This is a genomic window from Exiguobacterium alkaliphilum 12/1, from assembly GCF_000714435.1.
GTDB classification, from domain to species: domain Bacteria; phylum Bacillota; class Bacilli; order Exiguobacteriales; family Exiguobacteriaceae; genus Exiguobacterium; species Exiguobacterium alkaliphilum.
In genome coordinates this window covers 38,298-59,520 of sequence record NZ_JJMW01000022.1, presented here as the reverse complement: position 1 = coordinate 59,520, position 21,223 = coordinate 38,298, and the positions used below count along the sequence as shown (strand labels likewise).

Sequence of the window (21,223 nt, the reverse complement as noted above, 5' to 3'; positions counted from 1 at the left end):
GACGAGTGGATGCAGTGGATGTGATGATGAATCCAGACGAAGTCGAGGTGACGTATGAGCCGATTCTTGGGGCGGCTACGTTTCAAGTCGAAGGCTATATGGTGCATGGCCAGTTCAGGGGTGACTCGCTCACATCGTTCTTTTATGATGACGACGTGCCGGTCGAGTATCAGCTCGACATCGCAAAACGGATGGAACGTTTGGCTGCGGAGTCGCTGCGAGATGCGAAACAGTTCGTCACGTTTCGATGCCGGGCCGAATGGATTCTTGAAGCAGGGGGCGAAGCGTTCCTTGCGCCGCTTCACGAACTGAACTTCCCGCTCCATCGCATTTACGTGACGATTCAAGGGACCGATCTCGTCGACGTATCGAGACTGTCGCGCGTCGTCCAGTATTATCGTTCATACGGGGTGAAAATCGCGCTCGATTTCGCTGAGTCGACGAGCATCGAGGACATCATGGCCATCGCGCCGGAGCTATTACTCGTGGACTTAGCGACGATGGTCGAGAAGAAGACGTTGCCGGTGACGTATCCGCACATGTTGCAAACGATGGAGTATATCGCTTCAAAGCTCGGGGCTCCGCTCCTCTATAAATCAATCGATCACGTCGGGCAGTTGCGTTACGCGTGGCAACACGGTGGGCGTTTTTACATGGGCGGACTGCTTGGCCAGCGAGCGACGTCGCCTGTTCTGGAGACGAAAGGGATGAACGTCCTCGCGCAAGAAGTACCGTCATTCTTTCTTCACGACCAAGAACGGTTGCAGCGCCTTTATGAACTCGAATTTGAGTTACACCGTCAAATCCAAGAGCTCGCGGCCGGAAAGTGGTCCCGTGACAAGAAGGATGAGTGGCTACTTCATATCGCGACGAAGCTCGAAGGGAAGTTCGTGCGGTATTATTTGACCGACCGTACCGGTTTCCAGACGAGTGCGAACGTTTATCAGGCGGATGCCGAATGGAGAGTCGACAATACGTATCGGGGTTACAACTGGAGCTTTCGTCCGTATTTCATTCAGACTATGGCGGCGATGCGTGTTCGCGGGCGCGGTTATTTATCCGATGACTATCGAGACTTCAGCTCGAATGAAGTGACGCGGACGTTTAGCTATCCGTTGCCAGATGGCATGTTCTTATTCGCCGACTTGTCGGAGGAATACTTATACCAAAATCGATTATTAGACTGAAAGAGGGATATATGATGCTTGATTATGATTACGACGCATTACGTGAAATTGGACGCATCGTCGCCTTGGCCCGGGATGAGATGGCGAAAGCCGTCACACCGGGAATGACGACGAAACAGCTGGATGAGATCGGACAACGAATTCTCGAAGCAGAAGGAGCGGCATCGGCGCCGATCACGATGTACGAGTTTCCGGGCTATACGTGCATCTCGGTCAACGAGATTGCCGCACATGGCATCCCGGGCGAACTTGTCATTCAAGACGGGGACCTCGTCAACATCGATGTTTCGGCTGTGAAGGACGGTTATTACGCGGACACCGGGCGGACGGTCATCGCCGGTACGCCAAAATCATCACAGCACGAACGGCTCGTCGAAGTGTCGCTCACATCGCTCGAAGCTGGGCTCAGCAAAGTGAAAGCCGGGACGAAAGTGAACCAAATCGGAAAGGCGATTTACGCCGATGCAAGAAAGAACGGCTTCACGGTAATCCGCAACTTGGCCGGACACGGGTTGGGGCGTACACTCCATGGGGAGCCGGAGTCGATTTCGAACTACTACAACCGGGAAGAGAACGACATCTTGAAAGTCGGCCAAGTCATTGCCGTCGAGACGTTCATCTCGACGAAAGACGAAGTTGTCTATCAGTCGGAAGAGGACGGTTGGTCGCTCTTCACGCCAAACAATAGTCTCGTATCGCAATTTGAACATACGGTCGTCGTCACCGAGGACGGCTTTGAAGTGTTGACGGGTTCGTTCCGTTGACTGCCTCAGCTTGTTGACTAACATCAATTGAATCGCTCGTCCTTCCGGCGCCCACGCTTTCCGCAGGCAATCCCGGAGCCGCATCGCGACTCGCTTCGCTGCTGGGTCTCCGTCGGACGAGCAACACAAACGGTCGCCGTCGGGTGGCCGTTTGTGTTTTCTGGGGGACTCGATCTTCTTGAACACAAAAAAGACGAACCGAGCCGCTTTTTGCGAATGGGTTCGTCATCTGCCTTTTTATTTCAGCTGAATCGTCTCTTCGGCTAAGCGCCGGATCTTTGCCCAATCAGGTCGCGGGTCGTCCGGGATGATGAGCTGTCCGCCGTTGACCTCGAGCGGTGTGTCGAGCAAATCGGTCTCGAAATAGGCGCTCGTTCCCGCCATGTCGGCTGGGTAAGCGGCACCGCTCAAGGAAGCGAACAAGAGCGTATGGTAACGACCGATTGCGGACTCATACATGCCGCCGACCCAATACGGTACGTTCGTTTCACGGATGGCGAGCGCCTCGGTCAAGCCGCCGACGCGGGCCGGTTTAATGTTGACGATGCGGCCGGCACCGAGTCTGGTCATCGTCTCGACGTCTTGCCGGCATGTGATGGACTCGTCGAGACAAATCGGTGTCTCGAGCCGGACTTGTAAATCGGTAGACGCAGCCCAATATGTGCTCGGGTACGGCTGTTCAATCATCAAGAGGCGATGCGCATCCAACTGTTCGAACCACGAGAGCGGCTGTTCGACCCCGCTCCCGTTCAAATCGATCATGAGGGGGGCATCGGGGAAGACGGCACGAATCTCGTTCAACGAGTACAACAACTCTTCCGGTGCTGCCTTCAGCTTGATGCGGTCGAAACCCGACTCGAGTGCCCCTTCAATCGATTTAAGCGTCTGGGCCAGAAGACCGATCCCAATCGTTCGTCCGCAGTCGACCGTGTCACCCGCATCGAGCAGTTGTTTGAGTGTCTTCTGTTGCCGGGCTGCTTCAATCTCCCAACAGGCACTCTCCCACATCGCCTTGGCCATCGGATGGCCAATGATGGATCGGACGAGCGCCGGAAACGAGTGGGGTGACACGGACTGCCCCGCTAACAGGTTGGTGATGAGCGTCGAGACATCGATTGTCGAGCGAACCGTCTCTGCCGTATACCAGGGCGTCTCAAAAGCAACACCTTCCCCGTATCCGATGAGGCCGTCCGTCGTCTCGAGCCGGAGAATGATCGTCCGTCGGGTCGAGAGGACGGAGTGGGCGGTTACAATCGGATGTTTGAACGTCAATGGGACGATATATAATTCAGCGTGTCGAATCATAAGCGGTCTCCTTTAGGCGATGGCGCATCAATTTCCCGTTTGCGTTGCGTGGGAGTTCACGGACGGAATAGAACGCTTTCGGATGTTTATAGCTGGCTAAGTGTTCCGTCAGCAAGCGTTCCAGTTCGAGCGGGTCATACGACCCGACGATATAGGCGACAGGGACGGTTCCCCATGTCGCATCAAGGCGTCCGGTGACCCCGGCGTCTTCAATGCCAGGGCAACGCCGGAGCACGCTCTCAATCTCGGCCGGGTAGACGTTCTCGCCCCCTGAGATGATTAAGTCGCTTCTTCGGTCGTGGACGTACAAATAGCCGTCTTGGATTGTACCCAAGTCTCCGGTCCGCCAAAACCCGTCTGTCGTCCACGCGTCGGCTTCTGGTTGCTTATAGTAGCCGGGTGTCACGGTCGGACCGCTCACTTCAATCTCGCCATCTGGATTGATGCGGACTCGTGTCGGCAAGATGGCTCGACCGCTAGAACCGAGATGGTCGAGTGCTTCCGACGGGAGTAACGTCGCCACTTGGGAGCACGTCTCGGTCATGCCGTACGTTTGGGCGACCGGGATGTGACGGCGCTCGGCTTCCTCGAGGAGCGGCTTCGGTACTGGGCCACCCCCGACGAGTACGACGCGCAGGGCTTGGCGCTGTAGTCCGATTGCGAGCAACCGGTCGAGCATGACGGCGACGAGTGAAACGTGGGTGATGTGTTCGCGTGTAATCAAGTCGAGCGTCCGGGCGGCGTCGAACTTCGGTTCCACGTATAATGTCGAACCGAAACAGGCGGCCCGATACACTTGGGCGAGCCCGCTCATATGAAACAGCGGGGTCACGACGAGCATGCGGTCGCGTGTGCCATAGCCGAGGTGCTCTCGAGCGGCCACGGCGCTTGCGACATGGTTGCCGTACGTCTGCTTGACCGCTTTCGCGCGTCCGGTCGTCCCGGACGTGAACATGAGCGACATGACCTCGTCTTGTTTCCACGCGTGGAAGTCAGAGATTGGTTCGTCGTCGCGCATCGTGAGCGTCAGCTGGGGAACCGGGACGTCGCACGTTTCGTCGACGAGCAAAAGATCGACATCCGCCGTCTCGAGTTGCGTCTTGATCTCACTTTTCGTCAACCGTGTGTTCAGTGGGACGAGCACTTTCCCGAGTAAGAGAACGGCATGGACAGCGATGACGTACTCGGCGCTATTGGCAGCATACAGTCCGATATGACGGGCATCGGGTGCGTTCCGTTTCACATAGTGCGCGAGGCGTGCGCTCTCGTTCCACAACGTGCCCCATGTCAAACGGCGTCCGGCCGTGACGAGGGCGATGTGATCAGTCGGATGGTTCAGTGCATTCATCAGGCATACCTCCAAAAAAAGAGTAGCGAAGTCGCTACTCTCGTACAGATTAAGGGAAACGCGGGAACTGACCGAAGTCCGGGTCGCGTTTTTCTTTGAACGCGTCGCGTCCTTCTTTTGCTTCGTCTGTCGTGTAATAAAGGAGCGTCGCATCCCCTGCGAGCTGTTGAAGACCTGCGAGGCCGTCCGTGTCCGCGTTCATCGCGGCTTTCAAGAAACGGAGTGCAGTCGGTGAGTGTTGCAAAATCTCTTGGCACCATTGAATCGTTTCGGCTTCAAGTTGCTCGAGTGGGACGACCGTGTTGACGAGTCCCATGTCGAGTGCTTCTTGTGCGTCGTACTGACGGCACAAGTACCAAATCTCACGGGCTTTCTTATGGCCGATGATGCGCGCCAAATAGCCTGAGCCGTATCCAGCGTCGAACGAACCGACTTTTGGTCCGGTTTGACCGAAACGTGCGTTATCCGCGGCAATCGTCAAGTCACAGACGACGTGCAAGACGTGTCCGCCGCCGATGGCGAAACCGGCGACCATCGCGATGACCGGTTTCGGGATGACGCGAATCAAGCGTTGAAGGTCGAGGACGTTCAAACGTGGGATTTCATCGTCACCGACGTATCCACCGTGGCCACGAACCTTTTGGTCGCCGCCTGAACAGAATGCTTTTTCACCTTCGCCTGTCAAGATGATGACGCCGACTTCCTTGTCGTCACGGGCGCGGGCGAACGCGTCAATCAATTCGTTTACCGTTAGTGGACGGAAAGCATTCCGCACTTCCGGGCGGTTGATCGTGATTTTGGCGATCCCGTTCCATTTCTCGTATTTAATATCTTCATACGTTCGGACCGATGTCCAGTTTGCTACTGATTCCATTCTCATTTCCCCCTAAAATCAATTTCTCTATCATTGTACCAAATTGTTGGGCATTCTCGATATGTGGAGCATGGCCGGCGTCAGGAATTTCGTATAGTTGAATATGTGGTTGTCGTGCTTGCATCCGTCTCGCGATGTCTTTGAATTTGACGTCGCGTCCTCCGACAATCAAATCGGTACGCGGCAAACGGTCGAGCATCGGCCAGATAGATGGCATGCTGCCGCTCCCGATGGCACGGAGGCTATCCGCTAGCGCCTCGGGACGTTGGGCGAGCCGCTCCAGACGAAGCGTCGCGCGCATCTCGTCGGTCTGATGCCAAAGCGGGAGCCGTTCCCACCGGTCGACGAACGCCTCGATGCCACGTTGCTCGAGGAAAGCGGCGAGCTCTGCGTCTTGTGCTCTACGCTCACGCCGTTCGATTGCGGATTCGAGTCCCGGGGTCGTGCTAATCCCGATGAAATGCTCGACCCGGTCGTCACATGCGGCTAACGTCATACCGATTCGCCCACCGAGTGAGTAGCCGATGACCGTCCACGGTCGATCGTCGAGGTCGAGCAGGTTAGACAAGTCCCTGACTTGCTGACTCATCCGCATCCGATTGACATCGCGATGGCTCGTCCCGCCGTGTCCGAGGAGCGACGGGGAGACGAGGCGTACAGACAGGTCGGGGAAGCGGTCGAACCAATCCCCTCGCCCGGTAAACCCATGCAAGAGGAGCACTGGCCGTCCGCTCCCGTGGTCGAACAGTTCATAATCGACATCTCGGATTCGACGAATCACGTCCCATTCTCCAACGTCAACCGGTCGCAGAGTAAAGCTGTCCATTCGCGATGGGCGGTGACGTTCGCGGCCCGGTCAGACGGGAACTCGATCAATTGGACCCCCGCTTCGATGGCTTCTTGCACGGCTTCTGGCTCTTCGACGAGACGATAGCTCAGTCCGTACGTGTCGGCGAATCCATGGATATTCAACTCGAGCGGGGTGCCGAACAAGTCTTCGAATAGTTGCGGCTCGATGGATGCTTGTGGCAAGAACGAGAAGATGCCGCCGCCATTGTTGTTGACAACGACGACCGAGAACGTCCCCGGGTGCGTCTTCAACAACTGTAACGCGTTACTGTCGTGATAAAACGCCAAGTCGCCGACGAGAAGGGCGGCGTGTTCCGTGTCATAGCAAGCGCCGAGTGCACTCGATAAAATCCCGTCAATCCCATTCGCACCGCGATTGGCGAGGACGTCGATGCGTCGACCGGCGCTTAGCGTCGTGTCGACATCACGAATCGGCATGCTGTTGCTGACGAATAAGCGCTCGATTGATGTTTGGAGCAGGTGGCGTGTCAATGCGCTCTCTCCTGTCAGCCCACCTTTCGCGGCCTCTGTCACCCGTTCGAACGACTCGAGGCGCGCATGGTACACCTCGTCATACGTGCTGTCGATTTCCCGCAAATAGTCCCGGGCATCCCCGTAGACGACGGTCGCCATGCTAGAAGGGTCGCGGAATGAGCCGAGTTGTTCGATGACGACTTGTGTCGTGCTTCCGAGCCATTGATTCAATCGCTTCGATACCGGGGCGGCCCCGAAACGGATGGTCGTATCGGGAAGCCATTCATCCCGATGCTCGCTCGCGAGCCACGTATCATAGTTGACACATACGTTCTCGAAGCGTCGCATTCCACTGAGCGGATCTGCGAAAATCGGAATACGATGGACGGATGCCGTCTCGTGAATGGCTGCTAACCAGTCGTCAGGTGTACCAGGTCCGACGACGAAGGCGAGCCGTTCGACGTGGGCGTATTCAATGAACCGTGATATATCTTGGGGTGTTGGACGGACGTAAGTCGGCTCGCTCGGTGAACGTGTCGAACAAAAGCGCGCCTTCAACTGGTCGATGTCCGGTACGAGCGGTTCACGGAACGGGACGTTCACGTGAACCGGTCCGAGCGGCGCCGCGGTGGCGAGCCGGACGAGCCGGCTCATCGTCTGACCCATGTAGGAAAGCGCGGCATCGTCTGGTACCGGCAAGTCGACACTCGCTTTGACGTGTTCCCCGTAGAGACGAACTTGATCGATGGCTTGCGGTGCACCGACGTTTCGCAACTCGTGCGGTCGATCGGTCGTCAACACGACGAGCGGCAATTGCGCAATCATCGCCTCGGCGACGGCGGAGAAATAGTTCGTCGCGGCCGTTCCGCTCGTGCAGACGAGTGCGACCGGTCGAATCGTTTCACCCGAGCGGGTCAAACCGAGCGCGAAGTAGGCGGCCGAACGTTCGTCCACGACGATGTGATGCCGGATTTCTGGATGGAGATAGGCGGCCATGGCGAGCGGCGTCGAACGAGAGCCGGGACTGATGACGACGTCCGTGACGCCTTGTTCGACGAGCCGGTTCACCATATGGGCGACCCATCCCGTTAACGTGTCGTTCATGATGGACTGCCTCCTGGTGTGACGCGATTTAATCCGAGCGCTTCTTTGATTGGGCTCAGTTTCATCTCGGTCTCTGCTAATTCTGATTCGAGCTCAGACTCTTGGACGATTCCACAGCCTGCATACATCGCGACAAATTGGTGATGGACGAGCGCCGAACGAATAGAAACGACAAACTCGCCTTCGCCCTCGGTACTGAGCCATCCGAACGGGGATCCGTACCAACCGCGGTCGAATCGCTCGATGTCACGAAGCAGCCTGACGGATGTCCGTTTCGGGTATCCGCCAAGGGCAGGCGTCGGATGGAGCGACTCGATAATCGATAAGAGCGAGGCATTCGTATCGAGTGTCGCTTGAATCGGCGTATGCAGGTGGTAGACGGAGCGGGTCTGTAATATGCGAGGTGACTCAGGCGCTTTAATGGTCGCCGAATAAGGTGCGAGTGCGTGTTTAATCGATTTGACGACGATATCATGCTCTTCAAGGTTTTTCTGATCGTGGAGCAAGTGCGCTTTCGCCGCCTCGGCTTCGTCTTCTGAGAGTGGACGTTTTGTCGTCCCGGCGATGGCTGCCGTCTCGATATACGGTCCCTCTTTTTTCACTAATCGCTCTGGCGTAGCGCCGAAGAAGCCCATTTCTCGTTTCGGTTGATATAAGAAGATGTAGCTTCCGAGTTGTTGCGCTTCGAGATGACGTAACGTCTCGGCAAACGGAAACGCTTCATCGGACGTCTGGTAAATCTCTTCTCGGGCGATGACAATCTTTTCAACTTTTTCTTCCTTGATCGCTTGTTTGGCTTGTTGGAAGCTCGATTTAAAATGATCGACCCCATTCTTCACTTGCGTATACGTAGGGGACGGGCTGTCTGGCGTCTGGAGCGAGCTAAACTGGGCCAACTGGTCTGCCAATTGAATCAAGTACTGTTCGACCGATTGTTTTGCCGATACGAGCGTCGACACGGTCAGCGTGTGCGTATCGCCGAGCCGGCGATATAAAAATTTCGGCACGACGAGAGAAGCTTCCCCGAACGCTTCCCACATGTTCTTTTGAGGCCGAACGAACGTATCGAATGAAAAGCCCGAGAACGCGTATAAAATCGCGTCGACGTCTCGGCGATGCAAGCTCCAGTCGTACTGTAGTCGCTGAAAGCGCTCCGCACCTGACGCTGTTAGAACGAGGGCGTCGGCACAGCCGAGCATCTCGAGGGAACGGTCAGCGGAAGTGAAATAATAATGGGACGTTTCCGTGTTTTGAATGATATGAAACGCATCGAACGAAGGGATTTCCCACGTGTATGACGCAAGGACAGGACGTTGCCAAGCGCGGGCACGTTTATGGGCCTGTTCGATTCGTTGTTTAATATGTGTTTGAGTATCTGGCATGAACGAAAAGCCTCCTCAATCCGATAGAATTCTCATCTTTTAGTGTATCATGACTTGGCTGTCGAACTGCCTGTCAAATGCTCGAGGAAACGGCGGGCATTGACAGATTTTTTTACGTAGACGTAAACTAACGAAGGGAGGGAAGGATATGAAACAGAGAGAGAAAGGTGCGTATTGGCGCATGATTCGGCCGCATACGTTGACGGCAAGCTTTATTCCGGTGTTGCTCGGGACGTTTATCGTCGTCGGTCAAGTCGAGTTGAAATGGGGATTGTTTTTAGCAATGCTCATCGCGTCCGTCTTGATTCAAATCGCAACGAACTTATTTAACGAATACTATGACTATAAACGTGGTCTGGACCATGAAGGATCGATTGGAATCGGTGGCTCGATTGTCCGGGATGGCTTCACGCCAGGGCAAATACTCGGGATTGCCCTCGGGATGTATGGGGTCGCGGCCGCGCTCGGTCTCTATATTGCCGCGTCTACAAACTGGCACTTATTATGGATTGGCGCCTTGTCGATGGTCGTCGGCTATTTGTATACGGGCGGGCCGCTGCCGATCGCCTATACACCATTTGGCGAGCTGGTCGCGGGACTATTCATGGGATATGTCATTATCGGGATTTCTGGATATATTCAAGTCGGGACGGTGACGACTGAACTGCTCATCGTCTCATTCCCGATGGCACTGTTGATCGGGGCGATTTTACTCGCCAACAACATCCGGGACTTAGATAACGATAAAGAGAACGGTCGACGGACGATCGCATGTCTCGTCGGGCATCGCCGAGCTGTGCTCGTATTGGCAGGATTTTTCGTGGCAGCTTTAGTCGGAATTCTCGTCGGTGTGTTCGTGTATGGTGTTACGCCATGGGTATTGCTGTCACTGTTCACGATTCCACTCATGGTCCGCGCTGTGAAGCGGTTCTGGGTGAAACGTGAACCGGTTGAATTGATGCCGGCGATGGCGATGACGGCGAAGGTGAACACATTGTTCGGGGCGTGGATGGTCATCGGTCTGATGGTCGCCCGCGTGATCACATAACGTAAAGGAGTGGGGAAGATGACAGTCGTCAAAGAAATGTTAGCGTTCAATGAACGATTCGTGACGGAAAAACAGTACGAGCAGTTCGTATCCGATAAGTTTCCAGATAAAAAAATCGTCATTTTGACGTGTATGGACACACGATTGACAGCTTTGTTGCCGCAGGCGCTCGGGCTCAAAAACGGGGACGCCAAAATTATTAAAAATGCAGGAGCCGTCTTATCGCATCCGTTCGGTTCGGTCATGCGTTCGATTCTCGTCGCTTTATATGCGCTCGGAGCGGAGGAAGTGATCGTCGTCGGACACTATGACTGCGGGATGGCCGCCATTGATCCGAACGCGGTCATTGCTGAGATGGAGCGGCGGGGGATTGACCCTCAGACGCTTCAAACACTCAAAGCGTCCGGGATGGATTTGGAGAAGTGGTTGCACGGATTCGATTCGGTCGAGGCGAACGTCATGAACTCGGTCAGCTTGATTAAGAATCATCCGCTCTTGCCACCGGAAACGAACGTCCATGGATTTGTCATCGACCCGGGAACGGGGCGACTCGACGTCGTCGAGGTGTGAATCAGAAAAGGCGAACTCGACTGTCGAGTTCGCCTTTTCTCATCCGTACGTATTGATTGGGATATCTTTATAATCGTCTTCTGTTTCGCCTTTTTTCTTCGCTTTCTTGTTCTTCTTGAAATCACGTTCATATTCTTGTTCGCTTGGGGACTTGAAGAATCGCATCCACGTGGCGTTGATCTCGGAGCCGATCAAGATGATCATACCGGTCAATTGAAGCCATAATAGTGTCACGATAATTCCGCCGAGCGAACCGTACGTCGAATCGTAGTTTCCGAAGTTCGACACGTATAGACTAAACCCGAGCGAGACGAGTTGCCACGTGATGACCCCGAAAATGGCGCCTGGAATCGTGCTCTTCCAAAAGACGTGTTGCTGGGGTGCGATTTTATAGAAAATCGACAGCGTCAAAATCAAGATGACCGTCGTCAGCGCGTAACGAAAAATATTGATTAAGATGACCTCGGCCCCGGAAATCGGAAGGAATTCCATAAGGAACGAGATGATCTGCGACCCGAACACGTTCGAGACGATGAGGAGCAATACGCCAACACCGAGTAAGAACGTCAATCCGAGGGCGATGCCTTTACTGACAAAGAAATTTCGTTCGTTGTCTTCCCCGTAGGCGTGAATCGCCATGTTGATGAGCCGCTCGACCCCTTTCGAGGCCGACCAAATCGCTAAAATCGCACCGATGGAGAGCAGTCCGCCACGCGGTTCCCCGAGCGCTTCAAAGATGCCCGATAGGAACTCGGTCGCAGCGGCACCCGGTGCCAAATCGTTCAACTGCTCTTGAAACGACGCCTGTGTGATGTCAAAGAACGACAGCAGCGCCAGAATGAAGATGATTCCTGGGAAAATAGATAAAAACCAAAAAAAAGCGAGCGTCGCACCAAAGTCTTGGACGTTATGATCTTTAAATCGGCGCAATAATTCTTTTCCGAACGCGAGCCAATTCTTTTTTTCTTTCACTTCTTTCGTGTCCATAACATGCCTCCTGAACGTTATCGTTAGAAACTATCTTCCCGATTTGTGAGGAGGTTACACTATAAATTCAATCTTCGGCCAATGTTTTGTCGTAAAAGCGCTCTGAAGACTGACTAAGCAATTCTGCGAGCGAGGGCGGACGGACGGGAAGGTGGCTGAGTGCACTCCGTTTGATCCACATCGGTGTGTAGGATCCTTCCGTCTGTTCGGCTTGAAACTCTTCGCCCGTCCCGGTCCCGAATTCGCCACCGGTGACGCGGGCCCAGTAGTAGGGGTTCAATTCACCGTTGAATGCGACATGGGCGGCGACGCCTTCAAGTTCGACGTGTACGCCGAGTTCCTCGTGCGCTTCGCGTATCGCCGTTTCTTCGGTCGTATGGCCAAATTCGACACCTCCGCCCGGGAAGACATAATAAAGGACGTCAGCTTTTTCGCGACGAATGAGGGCGATCTCATCTTGTTCATTGACGAGAATGATGGCGCTCCGTTGTTTCGTTCTCATGAATTCAATCATTCCTTTCTTAAAACCGAGAACAAAACGCATCGACACGGCGGTCGATGCGTTAGCTCAGTCACGTGTTGGTTGTTCAAGTGAAGCATACATCTCAGGCGTCAGTCCGTTGTCATGAGAGCCGATGACTTTCCCGGCGACACGCATGCCGAGACGAAGTGCATCTTCAATCGAATGCTCTTTCATGAGCTCGGAAATAACGGCAGAGAAGAAGGAATCCCCGGCGCCTGTGGAGTCGGCAACTTTCACTTTCGTCGTCGGCACGTGACCTTGTTCGTTCGTACGAAGGTCGACGTAGACGGCGCCGAGCTCGCTCATCGTGACAATCGTGAGCGGCGCGCCTTTCATGGCGAGCACCTCGGCGACGCGAAGGGCATCGTCAACCGTGACGATGGACATATCCGAGAGAATCTCGGCTTCTTCGCGGCTACAGATGAAGCCCGTGAACCCTTGGAGCAAGTGACGGTTGCGTTCGATGACCGAGAGATGGCCGCATACACCGTATAGCGGGAGCTTCATCTCGCGGCACAATTCGATTGTCTCGTTCAAGACGTTGACCGACAAGTCGAGGTCGATGGCGACGGCCGCGCTCTCAGCGAACACGGTATCGATGCGACGGAGGATGCACTCTTCCATCATCGCCTCGTCAGGTTGTTTTGAGATTGACGTCTGGAGGTCTCCGTTGTTGTCCATGACCGCGAGCCACATGCCCATACCGTTGTCTTCGAGCAAGTCGACATGGTCGACGTTGACGTTCAAACCACGAAGTTCTTCGAGGACACCGATGCCGATTTGATCGTTCGTCACGGTCGAGACGAAGCGGACATCGTTCCCGAGCACACCTAAGTTTTGGGCGACGTTGCGACCGGTACCGCCGTTTGAGAACGCGATGTCTCCGACGTTTTTCGCATCTTTATGAAGCGGGGCGAACGACGTTCCTTTAATGTCGACAAACACCTTGCCGATTACTGCAATCGTATTCATACCTTGTACCACCTTTAGCCAATCTACCTATTGTTTCGGTCTGTTAGACACATTGTTTCCATTATAGCGAAATCGGCATTTGCTTTCAATGACGGTTTCGTGACGTGTCGAAATTTGTCAGTCCCATGATGAGCTGAGCAAGCGGAGGCCGTTCAAAATGACGAGAATGGTCGACCCTTCATGTCCGACGACGGCGAACGGCATGACGAGTAACTCAAAGATGTTCGAGGCAATCAACACGAGGATGACCCCGAGAGCGAAGACGACATTTTGAAGGACAATCCGATTCAGTTTGCGCGATTGCTCGATGGCGGAACTGAGGCGGACGAGGTCGTTTTTCATGAGGACGACATCTGCCGTTTCAAGTGCGGCGTCCGTTCCTTCGCCCATCGCGATGCCGACGTCGGCCGTCGCGAGCGCCGGGGCATCATTGATGCCGTCCCCAATCATACCGATCGAGCCGTATTCCGCTTTCAACAACTTGATTTGTTCGACCTTCTCATCCGGCAGGCACTCGGCGATATAACGGGTCAAACCAGCTTCTGTCGCGATGGCCCGCCCGGTCGCCTCATTGTCGCCGGTGATCATGATTGTTGCGATGCCGAGACGGTTCAAGCGTTCAATCGCTTGTTTCGCTTCCGGACGCAATGTATCGCGGAGGGCGAACGCACCGAGTGTGCGTGACGCGTCACTGATGAAGACGAGCGTGTGACCGGCTGATTTCAACTGTTCGACTTGATCGGGGAAGAAGTCACCACTCACATCGGCGAACTTTTGTTTGCCGACGCGATACGTCACTCCGTCAATCATCGCCTCGATGCCCGAACCGGTCACGTCTTTGAACTGTTCCATCGTGCCGGTATGTTTGCCTGTGTAGGCGACGAGCGCCTCGGCGAGCGGGTGCATGGAATGTTCTTCAATCAAGCTGACGACGCGGAAAACATCGTCTCGGGTGACGTCCGGGTGAAGCAACACATGCTGGACTTCGGGTTTGCCGATCGTAAGTGTGCCGGTCTTGTCAAACGCGATTGCTTTGAGTCGTCCCATATTCTCGATATGGACGCCACCTTTAAATAGAATCCCGTGCTTTGCAGACGAGGCGATGGCAGCCAAGGCGGCCGGTGTGATGGCGGCGACGAGGGCGCAAGGTGAGGCGACGACGAGCAGAATCATGCCGCGGTATATGCTCGTCTCGAGCGACCATGGCGTGAGCGCTGGCCCGAGCAAGATGATCGCGGCCACCGAGGCGAGGACGATTTGGACGTAACGTCCTTCGTACCGATCGATGAATTGGGCGGACGGGGACTTTTCTTCTTGGGCTTTCTGGACCATTTGAATGATCTTTTGGAACAACGTCTCCGTGGCGAGCTTCGTGACTTCAATCGTTAAGACGCCGTTCAAGTTGACGCTTGAGCCGAACACGTCGTCACCGACCCCGCGGTCGACCGGGATTGACTCACCCGTGATGGCGGCTTCTTCGACCGAGGCGTAACCGCTCAAGATGCGCCCGTCGACCGGGATACGCTCGCCGGGGCGGACGTAAATGTGGTCGCCGACAGCCAACTCCTCGATCGGGACGACGTCGAGCCGGTCGCCCGTGACGCGTGTCGCTTGTTCAGGTTGCAGTTCCATGAGCGACTCGAGGGCACGCTCGTTCTTGTTCATCGTATACGTCTCGAGGGCACCCGATAAGGCGAAAATGAAAATGAGGATGGCACCTTCCATCCAATAGCCAATCGAGGCGGCGCCGATCGCCGCGATGATCATCAACAGCTCGACGTTCAGCGACCGCGTCTCCCACGTGTCGGTCAATCCTTCTTTCGCCTTGGCGTACCCCCCAATCAAGAAGGCAGACAAATACAAAGTGACATAAATCCACGGCGTTCCAACTTGTTTTTCAGCGAGATAAGCGAGTACAATCAATACACCGCTGAAGAGCGCCATGATGAGCTCGATATGCTCGAACCAACTTGCCCGTTTGAAGACGTGGCTTTTTTCGTGTGTAGCGGTTGATGTGTTCATGAAGCACCTCTTTCTAATTGATAATGGATATCACTTAAATGATAATGAATGAGGATGATTATCATTATCCAAACCCTTAAAATGAGGGTTTTTATTGGTTTTAATCGATTATCCTTATTTATAATTATTATCATGTAAGGTTATTTTATCATGGAAGAGAACAACTCACAAACTAAAAGATTAAGGAGATTTGGTGACATGCCCAACTTGTTTCAACGGCCTTGGACCGTCACGTTGTTCGCTTTATTGAACACGTTCTTATGGGGGAGTGCGTTCCCGTTTATCAAACTGAGCTATGAAGCGCTTGAAATCAGTCCGGACGAATATGGTCAGCAACTCATTTTTGCTGGAGAACGGTTTTTGCTTGCGGGTGTCTTACTTTTATTGATAAGCCGTACCGTCTTCAAGCGACCGATTCATTTGACGGTCGAACGCGTGAAGGCGTATGCGCACCTCGGTGCGTTTCTGACATTTTTACAATATTTGTTTTTCTACGTCGGACTGTCGCTGTCGACGGGCGTGCAAGGTTCGATTATCGCAGGTTCGACATCCTTCTTCCAAATGGCGCTTGCGCATTTTCGGTACGAGGACGACCGGTTGAATCGGTTGAAAGGAATCGCCCTCACACTCGGCTTTTCCGGCATCGTCATCGCCAACTGGCCGTCCGCGAGTTCAGAGATCGGGTTTGGGGTCGGGGAAGTGTTGCTCATTTTGGCGATGGTCTCGGGGGCGTTCGGCAACTTGATCGCAAAAGATTACTCCCGTAGCCACGACGTTGCGCCGATGACGGCTTGGGCGATGGTGTTCGGATCGCTCGGCCTGCTCACCGTTGGCGTGGTACTGGACCCAGGTGGTGTGTTCTTGCCTTACACCGGGAAAACGCTGTTATTCCTCTTATACTTGGCACTGTTATCTGCGGTCGGGTTCACCTTATGGAACACGCTGATGAAATATAATCCGGTCAGCCGCGTGTCACTCTATATGTTCTTTGTTCCCTTATTCGGGGTCATCTTATCGGGTGTTTTACTCGGAGAGACGATTCCGTGGAATGCACTCGTCGGGCTGTTGTTCGTCGTCGCGGGGATTTATTTATCGACTTACTTCCAAGGTCGTAAACAGTCTGTGCGCAAATGAGATTGAAGCGCGGTTGACGGAATTGTGTTCTCATGGGAAAATATATTAAAAATTCTGAATTCTTTCAGTTCACAGTCGGTCTTCGTCGTAAAGACTTGCGTACAACGTGTCATAAAGGAAGGAGGAAAGAACGTGACGAGAAACCAGATTGTCCGCAATATACTCGTCTCGCGGCAACCGCGTGATGAGTACGTCAAGTACGTGATGAAGTGCGTGAGTCGGGGGTTAAAAGAGCACCATGACCAAGTGGATGCGCGTGCCGTGCGACAAGGCGACGACATTCAGACGAAATGGCAAATTAACGACCGGGTCATCGAGGTGACGCTCAAGTCGGACGTGTTGGCCACACTTGAGACAGAACCGTACGCGCTCGATGAAGTGTTCATTCAGGCGTTCGAGCGAAATGACGTCCGCGTCGGTCCGGCGAGAGAATAAACGAAAAGGGATGGGGCTCCGGCGAGCTCCATCCCTTTTTACATATCAATCGGTTTGGCTTTGGCCGTGAACAGGCTGACGGCGAGAATCCCGAGGATGAGTGTATACATGAGAAAATATACGTCTTTTGGCAAACTGATCCAAAACGCACCAATCATCGGACCACTAATCGAACCGACGCTGAACGCGATGCTATAGAGCATGTTGCCGGTCGGTAACAGCGAGCGTGGCAACACTTCGGTCATATGGGCGAGGCCGAGGGAATAAGTCGATCCGAGACCGGCCCCGGCCAAGGCGAACAAGACGAGTAGCCACACATAATGGTCGACGGCTAAGTTCGCGAGCGCAAACAATACCGTACCGAGCGTCAACACGATTTGTAAGATGCGTTTCTTCCCGAAGTGATCGGCAAGACGACCGAGCGGGAGTTGGACGAGGATGGAAGCGACGATGAACGTCGTGATCAGCGTACTCGTCTGAGCGAGCCCGATGTCGTTTCGGACCGTGAAGATTGGCAAGTTCGCATTCAAGCTCGCCTCGAGAAACCCGTATGTAAAGGCAGGGAGCAGCGTATAGCCGGCACCAATCAACACAAGCCGAATCCGCCCGGTCGAGTCTGTTTTCACTTTCTCCGCTTCAGGGAATTCGTTCTCGACTTTAAAGATGAGGACGAGTGAGGCGAGACAGAAGAAAATCAAGACGAGGAACGGCAACCAGAAATGCAGGTCGACGAGCGGTGCGATGAGTGGACCGACGGCAAAGCCGAGACTGAACGACATGCCGTAGTACGCCATCGCTCGACCGAGGCTTCGTTTTTCGCTCACGGACGTCACCCATACTTGCGAGCCGTAATGGAGTGCGGAGTCACCAAAACCGATGACGAAACGCATGACGGCCCAGGCAAGGAGCGTTGGCCAAAGTGGTAAGAAGAACGTCGCGAGCGCCGTCAAGACGATGCCTAAGACGATGGTCGGTCGAAACCCGTACTTGCGGACGAACCGTTCGAGCAATGGCGCCGAGACGATGACACCGAGATAGAGCATCGTGGCGTTCAGGCCATTCAACCATGCAGGGGTCCCGTCGCGTTCGATGAGCGTCGATAACAGCGGGATGAGCGCCCCTTGAATCAACCCGGAAATAAATACGATAAGCAATAAAATCGAAAAACGAAACCGTTGCATAGTTCACCTCGTCATTACATAGTAAAAAGCTGAGAAGGTTCTCAGCTTTTTGTTTCGTCAATCGGTTGAGTGAGATGGTTCAAATGTAAGAGCTCATCGTCCCAACTGCCTTGACTGAAAACTTCATCACGGTCTACTTTGTCTGAAACGAATGCGGCTGTCAATAAGATGCTAAGCACACCACCGAAAATGATGATGGCCATGACGGTGATCATGAATACATAGATGGCAGTCATCTCATACACCTCGATTCAGTTTAGATACTAAATATTTCCCGATGCGAAGGAATTAAAACGGGTCGGCGACACGTTTTTGAAAGTCAATTTCTGGATAGTACGCTTGCTTGACGAGCGCGTTCGGACCGAGACATTTCACGGCCGGACAATGACAAGACAACGTCGCGTTCAAGGTACTGTTCGTCCACGTCTCATACGCCTCTTGGAACGATGTGTCATACAACGTCCCGAGCGACCCGAGTTCATCGCCGAAATCAGTGACGATAATCTCACCGTCAAAGATGTTCGTGTTCAAACGAGAACGGCCGTCTGGGTCGTTTCGGACCGTGACGTTTTTCGCTTCATGCAGCCGCTTCAACAAGGCGCGGTCTTCCGGTAAGTCGGAACACGCATAGAAAGGCAACGTACCGAACAGCATCCAAACGTTTTCATCCCGCACGTCGAGCAGGTCGTGGATGGCTTGGCGAATGTCCGGGAGTGAGGCCGATTCGAGCGCGCTCGCAAAGTCGGCGGGGTACATCGGGTGTACCTCCATGCGCTGACAGCCGAGCGAGACGATTTCCTCATGGATTGCCTTCAGATGAGGAATCGTCCGTTTGTTGAGCATCGTCTCGGCCGATACGATAATGCCTTCTGACGTGAGGGCACGGGCGTTGTCTTTCATCGTCTGGAGCATCTTCAACCGCGCGGCCTCGCTCGGCTTCCGATCCATCATCGCGAATCCGCCTTCTAAAAAGTCGGCATCCGTCCCCCAGTTATGCGAAATGTGCAAAACGTCGAGGTACGGGGTAATAAGATGATAGCGAGACAACGGCAACGTCAAGTTCGAATTGATTTGCGTCCTAGCCCCGCGTTCCTTGGCATATTTGAGCAGCGGCACGACGTAGTTGCGGACCGATTTCATTGATAGCATCGGCTCGCCGCCCGTAATCGAGAACGCACGCAAATGTTCAATCTCGTCGAGACGCGAGATGAGCAGTTCGAGGGGCACTTCAGGAGTTTCGGTCTGGTCGAGCATATAGCCGACGGCACAGTGTTCGCAGCGCATGTTGCATAGTTTGGTCGTCGTCACTTCCACGTTCGAAAGGACGAGACGACCGAACTCGGTTTGATCGAGATACGCTTCCCACGGATCAAACGTTGTCGAGATGTTTTGCATGTTGATTCCACCTTTTCATCTAGTCACACGAAATAGTATGCTATAATAACAACTCTTTGTCACGAACCAAAGGAGCGATCATGAGATGGGTAAATCACGAACCGATACGGCAGGAAAAATGAATGTGTTGAAATCGAGAACGGAATTGCTCTGTCTGTCAGTCAATACGTTGGACGAGCACACGACGCCAGAGGATTTGCATCGCCTGTTAGCTGACATTGATTCCTTACGTGCGAAAGTCGTACGTTACGCCAAAGATTTAGAACAAGGATCGAAAGGATGAAACACATTGAAACTGATCGTAGGAGATTACAAGAGCGTCACCGCCGAACGTCTCGGAATTAACGGGGAGGGGATTGCGACCATCAATCGGATGGTCGTCTTTATTCCGAACTTGTTGCCGGGTGAAGAGGCGAAAGTCGAGATTACACGCGTCGAACGAAACTATGCCGAGGCCCGTGTCGTCAAGCGCGACAATGCGTCAAAAGACCGTGTCAAACCGCCGTGCCCAATCTATGACGAGTGTGGGGGCTGTCAGATTCAACATATGAGCCCACGCCTTCAAATGGAGTATAAGGAAGAAATCGTTCGCAACGCGTTCCGTCAAAAGACGAAACTGAACGTCGACAAATCGAACATCCGCCCGACAAAAGGGATGAAAGATCCTTGGTATTACCGAAACAAATCTCAGTTCCCGCTCAGTGTCCGTCGTGGTGAAATCGTGTCGGGGCTGTATAAACCGAACTCGAATACGCTCGTCCCGATTGAACATTGTATGGTCCAACAGCGCGACACGACGAATATCAACAACGCCATCGTCCGGATCTTGAACGAGCTCGACATCCCGGTGTACGACGCGCGTCGTGATACTGGCTTTGCCCGGACTGTCGTCGTCCGCTCGGGCTATAAGACGAACGACGTCCAAGTCGTCCTCGTCGTCGGGCATGAAGATGTACCGGACCTAGACGAACTTAGCGATCGCATCATGGGGTTGCCGAACGTCGTCTCGTTCCATTTGAACATCAACTCGAACCGTTCGGGCGTCATCTTCGGCTATCGTACGATTCACATCGCCGGCCAAGAGAAGATGGACGAACAGCTCGACGACGTCCATTACCACTTGTCGCCACGCGCGTTCTTCCAACTGAACCCGGCCCAGACCGAGGTCATGTATCGTGAAGTCGTCGAGGCGGCCGCTTTGACGGGCGAAGAACGTGTCATCGACGCGTATGCCGGCGTCGGGTCGATCGGGCTGTGGCTCGCGCCGCACGCCAAAGAGATTCGCGGGATGGAAGTCGTCCCAGAGGCGGTCGAAGACGCCAATGCCCATATGCGCGAGAACGGGTTCAACCATGCGACGTATGTCGAAGGTCGGGCCGAGCACTGGATTCCGCGTTGGGTGAAGGACGGATGGATCCCTGACGTCATCGTCGTCGACCCACCGCGCACCGGAGTCGACCACCAACTGTTGAACGCGATCATCTCTTCGAAAGCGCAACGACTCGTCTATGTGTCATGTAACCCACAGACGCTCGCCCGTGACGCGGACCAACTCATGAAAGCCGGATACAAAGTGAATTACGTCCAGCCGTACGATATGTTCCCGCAGACGGCGCACGTCGAGTCGGTCGTCGTCTTCGAGAAAAAGAAAAAGAAGAAATATTGACAA

The 21,223-nt window shown here is 54.0% G+C and carries 21 protein-coding genes; 8 read left to right on the top strand and 13 right to left on the bottom strand.

The window, feature by feature from the left end:
• Window positions 1–5 precede the first annotated feature (5 nt).
• Together RT52_RS05730 and map are read left to right on the top strand one after the other, a co-directional pair.
• Window positions 6–1,187, top strand: coding sequence for an EAL-associated domain-containing protein (locus tag RT52_RS05730; RefSeq protein WP_034815773.1), 1,182 nt, complete (start codon window positions 6–8; stop codon window positions 1,185–1,187).
• Window positions 1,188–1,201: 14 nt separating this feature from the next.
• Window positions 1,202–1,951: a type I methionyl aminopeptidase gene (gene map / locus RT52_RS05725; RefSeq protein ID WP_081852662.1), complete on the top strand. Its 750-nt coding sequence runs from the start codon at window positions 1,202–1,204 to the stop codon at window positions 1,949–1,951.
• Between the two features lie 237 nt (window positions 1,952–2,188).
• Here the strand turns inward: map and menC are convergent, their stop codons facing one another.
• From menC to RT52_RS05695, 6 genes are read right to left on the bottom strand one after another with little or no spacing between them, the layout of a single operon-like run.
• Entirely contained in the window at window positions 2,189–3,256 is a 1,068-nt protein-coding gene (menC, locus tag RT52_RS05720) for an o-succinylbenzoate synthase (protein WP_034815768.1), read from the bottom strand.
• Window positions 3,240–4,604 (bottom strand): o-succinylbenzoate--CoA ligase, encoded by a 1,365-nt coding sequence (menE, locus tag RT52_RS05715; RefSeq protein ID WP_034815766.1) that lies wholly within the window; start codon window positions 4,602–4,604, stop codon window positions 3,240–3,242. The genes menC and menE overlap by 17 nt, the downstream gene beginning before the upstream one ends.
• A 49-nt stretch (window positions 4,605–4,653) precedes the next feature.
• On the bottom strand, window positions 4,654–5,478 hold the full coding sequence (gene menB / locus RT52_RS05710; protein WP_034803849.1) for a 1,4-dihydroxy-2-naphthoyl-CoA synthase: 825 nt from the start codon (window positions 5,476–5,478) through the stop codon (window positions 4,654–4,656).
• On the bottom strand, window positions 5,438–6,259 hold the full coding sequence (locus tag RT52_RS05705; protein ID WP_235193359.1) for an alpha/beta fold hydrolase: 822 nt from the start codon (window positions 6,257–6,259) through the stop codon (window positions 5,438–5,440). The genes menB and RT52_RS05705 overlap by 41 nt, the downstream gene beginning before the upstream one ends.
• Window positions 6,256–7,905, bottom strand: coding sequence for a 2-succinyl-5-enolpyruvyl-6-hydroxy-3-cyclohexene-1-carboxylic-acid synthase (menD, locus tag RT52_RS05700; protein ID WP_034815764.1), 1,650 nt, complete (start codon window positions 7,903–7,905; stop codon window positions 6,256–6,258). Before menD ends, RT52_RS05705 begins: the two co-directional genes overlap by 4 nt.
• Window positions 7,902–9,287: an isochorismate synthase gene (locus RT52_RS05695; protein WP_034815762.1), complete on the bottom strand. Its 1,386-nt coding sequence runs from the start codon at window positions 9,285–9,287 to the stop codon at window positions 7,902–7,904. Before RT52_RS05695 ends, menD begins: the two co-directional genes overlap by 4 nt.
• A gap of 148 nt (window positions 9,288–9,435) precedes the next feature.
• Here RT52_RS05695 and RT52_RS05690 point away from each other — a divergent pair, with 148 nt between their 5' ends.
• Both RT52_RS05690 and RT52_RS05685 read left to right on the top strand, forming a co-directional pair.
• Window positions 9,436–10,335, top strand: coding sequence for a 1,4-dihydroxy-2-naphthoate polyprenyltransferase (locus tag RT52_RS05690; protein ID WP_034815759.1), 900 nt, complete (start codon window positions 9,436–9,438; stop codon window positions 10,333–10,335).
• Between the two features lie 18 nt (window positions 10,336–10,353).
• Window positions 10,354–10,905 (top strand): beta-class carbonic anhydrase, encoded by a 552-nt coding sequence (locus tag RT52_RS05685; protein ID WP_034815757.1) that lies wholly within the window; start codon window positions 10,354–10,356, stop codon window positions 10,903–10,905.
• Window positions 10,906–10,944: 39 nt separating this feature from the next.
• Here RT52_RS05685 and RT52_RS05680 read toward each other — a convergent pair whose 3' ends face one another.
• The 4 genes from RT52_RS05680 to RT52_RS05665 form a co-directional block, all read right to left on the bottom strand.
• Window positions 10,945–11,892: a YihY/virulence factor BrkB family protein gene (locus RT52_RS05680; RefSeq protein WP_034815755.1), complete on the bottom strand. Its 948-nt coding sequence runs from the start codon at window positions 11,890–11,892 to the stop codon at window positions 10,945–10,947.
• A 67-nt stretch (window positions 11,893–11,959) separates the two neighbouring features.
• Complete coding sequence (locus RT52_RS05675) at window positions 11,960–12,394, bottom strand: NUDIX domain-containing protein (RefSeq protein ID WP_034815823.1); 435 nt, start codon at window positions 12,392–12,394, stop codon at window positions 11,960–11,962.
• Window positions 12,395–12,460: 66 nt separating this feature from the next.
• On the bottom strand, window positions 12,461–13,387 hold the full coding sequence (locus tag RT52_RS05670; protein WP_034815753.1) for a carbohydrate kinase family protein: 927 nt from the start codon (window positions 13,385–13,387) through the stop codon (window positions 12,461–12,463).
• Between the two features lie 117 nt (window positions 13,388–13,504).
• Complete coding sequence (locus RT52_RS05665) at window positions 13,505–15,409, bottom strand: heavy metal translocating P-type ATPase (RefSeq protein ID WP_034815751.1); 1,905 nt, start codon at window positions 15,407–15,409, stop codon at window positions 13,505–13,507.
• A gap of 198 nt (window positions 15,410–15,607) precedes the next feature.
• Here RT52_RS05665 and RT52_RS05660 point away from each other — a divergent pair, with 198 nt between their 5' ends.
• The gene (locus RT52_RS05660) at window positions 15,608–16,543 is read left to right on the top strand and encodes a DMT family transporter (RefSeq protein ID WP_034815749.1); all 936 of its coding nucleotides are present in this window, start codon (window positions 15,608–15,610) and stop codon (window positions 16,541–16,543) included.
• 132 nt (window positions 16,544–16,675) lie between these two features.
• Window positions 16,676–16,978 (top strand): hypothetical protein, encoded by a 303-nt coding sequence (locus tag RT52_RS05655; protein ID WP_034805333.1) that lies wholly within the window; start codon window positions 16,676–16,678, stop codon window positions 16,976–16,978.
• Window positions 16,979–17,016: 38 nt separating this feature from the next.
• Here RT52_RS05655 and RT52_RS05650 read toward each other — a convergent pair whose 3' ends face one another.
• From RT52_RS05650 to yfkAB, 3 genes are read right to left on the bottom strand one after another with little or no spacing between them, the layout of a single operon-like run.
• Window positions 17,017–18,159 carry an MFS transporter gene (locus RT52_RS05650; RefSeq protein ID WP_034815747.1) on the bottom strand — a complete coding sequence of 381 codons (1,143 nt, stop codon included), beginning with the start codon at window positions 18,157–18,159 and terminating at the stop codon, window positions 17,017–17,019.
• 41 nt (window positions 18,160–18,200) lie between these two features.
• The gene (locus RT52_RS05645; protein ID WP_034805335.1) at window positions 18,201–18,395 is read right to left on the bottom strand and encodes a hypothetical protein; all 195 of its coding nucleotides are present in this window, start codon (window positions 18,393–18,395) and stop codon (window positions 18,201–18,203) included.
• 52 nt (window positions 18,396–18,447) lie between these two features.
• A complete protein-coding gene (gene yfkAB, locus RT52_RS05640) occupies window positions 18,448–19,554 on the bottom strand; it encodes a radical SAM/CxCxxxxC motif protein YfkAB (protein WP_034815745.1) in 1,107 nt (368 codons plus the stop codon).
• 85 nt (window positions 19,555–19,639) lie between these two features.
• Between yfkAB and RT52_RS05635 the strand changes: the two genes are divergently transcribed.
• A complete protein-coding gene (locus RT52_RS05635; protein ID WP_024371614.1) occupies window positions 19,640–19,837 on the top strand; it encodes a hypothetical protein in 198 nt (65 codons plus the stop codon).
• A 6-nt stretch (window positions 19,838–19,843) separates the two neighbouring features.
• On the top strand, window positions 19,844–21,220 hold the full coding sequence (gene rlmD / locus RT52_RS05630; RefSeq protein ID WP_034815742.1) for a 23S rRNA (uracil(1939)-C(5))-methyltransferase RlmD: 1,377 nt from the start codon (window positions 19,844–19,846) through the stop codon (window positions 21,218–21,220).
• Window positions 21,221–21,223: the final 3 nt, after the last annotated feature.

Bases quoted from the DNA above. Each gene is read 5' to 3' on its own strand.
- map (WP_081852662.1), top strand. From the start codon at position 1,202: ATGCTTGATTATGATTACGACGCATTACGTGAAATTGGACGCATCGTC.
- menC (WP_034815768.1), bottom strand. From the start codon at position 3,256: ATGATTCGACACGCTGAATTATATATCGTCCCATTGACGTTCAAACAT.
- menE (WP_034815766.1), bottom strand. From the start codon at position 4,604: ATGAATGCACTGAACCATCCGACTGATCACATCGCCCTCGTCACGGCC.
- menB (WP_034803849.1), bottom strand. From the start codon at position 5,478: ATGGAATCAGTAGCAAACTGGACATCGGTCCGAACGTATGAAGATATT.
- menD (WP_034815764.1), bottom strand. From the start codon at position 7,905: ATGAACGACACGTTAACGGGATGGGTCGCCCATATGGTGAACCGGCTC.
- RT52_RS05695 (WP_034815762.1), bottom strand. From the start codon at position 9,287: ATGCCAGATACTCAAACACATATTAAACAACGAATCGAACAGGCCCAT.
- RT52_RS05690 (WP_034815759.1), top strand. From the start codon at position 9,436: ATGAAACAGAGAGAGAAAGGTGCGTATTGGCGCATGATTCGGCCGCAT.
- RT52_RS05685 (WP_034815757.1), top strand. From the start codon at position 10,354: ATGACAGTCGTCAAAGAAATGTTAGCGTTCAATGAACGATTCGTGACG.
- RT52_RS05680 (WP_034815755.1), bottom strand. From the start codon at position 11,892: ATGGACACGAAAGAAGTGAAAGAAAAAAAGAATTGGCTCGCGTTCGGA.
- RT52_RS05675 (WP_034815823.1), bottom strand. From the start codon at position 12,394: ATGAGAACGAAACAACGGAGCGCCATCATTCTCGTCAATGAACAAGAT.
- RT52_RS05670 (WP_034815753.1), bottom strand. From the start codon at position 13,387: ATGAATACGATTGCAGTAATCGGCAAGGTGTTTGTCGACATTAAAGGA.
- RT52_RS05665 (WP_034815751.1), bottom strand. From the start codon at position 15,409: ATGAACACATCAACCGCTACACACGAAAAAAGCCACGTCTTCAAACGG.
- RT52_RS05660 (WP_034815749.1), top strand. From the start codon at position 15,608: ATGCCCAACTTGTTTCAACGGCCTTGGACCGTCACGTTGTTCGCTTTA.
- RT52_RS05650 (WP_034815747.1), bottom strand. From the start codon at position 18,159: ATGCAACGGTTTCGTTTTTCGATTTTATTGCTTATCGTATTTATTTCC.
- RT52_RS05645 (WP_034805335.1), bottom strand. From the start codon at position 18,395: ATGACTGCCATCTATGTATTCATGATCACCGTCATGGCCATCATCATT.
- yfkAB (WP_034815745.1), bottom strand. From the start codon at position 19,554: ATGCAAAACATCTCGACAACGTTTGATCCGTGGGAAGCGTATCTCGAT.
- RT52_RS05635 (WP_024371614.1), top strand. From the start codon at position 19,640: ATGGGTAAATCACGAACCGATACGGCAGGAAAAATGAATGTGTTGAAA.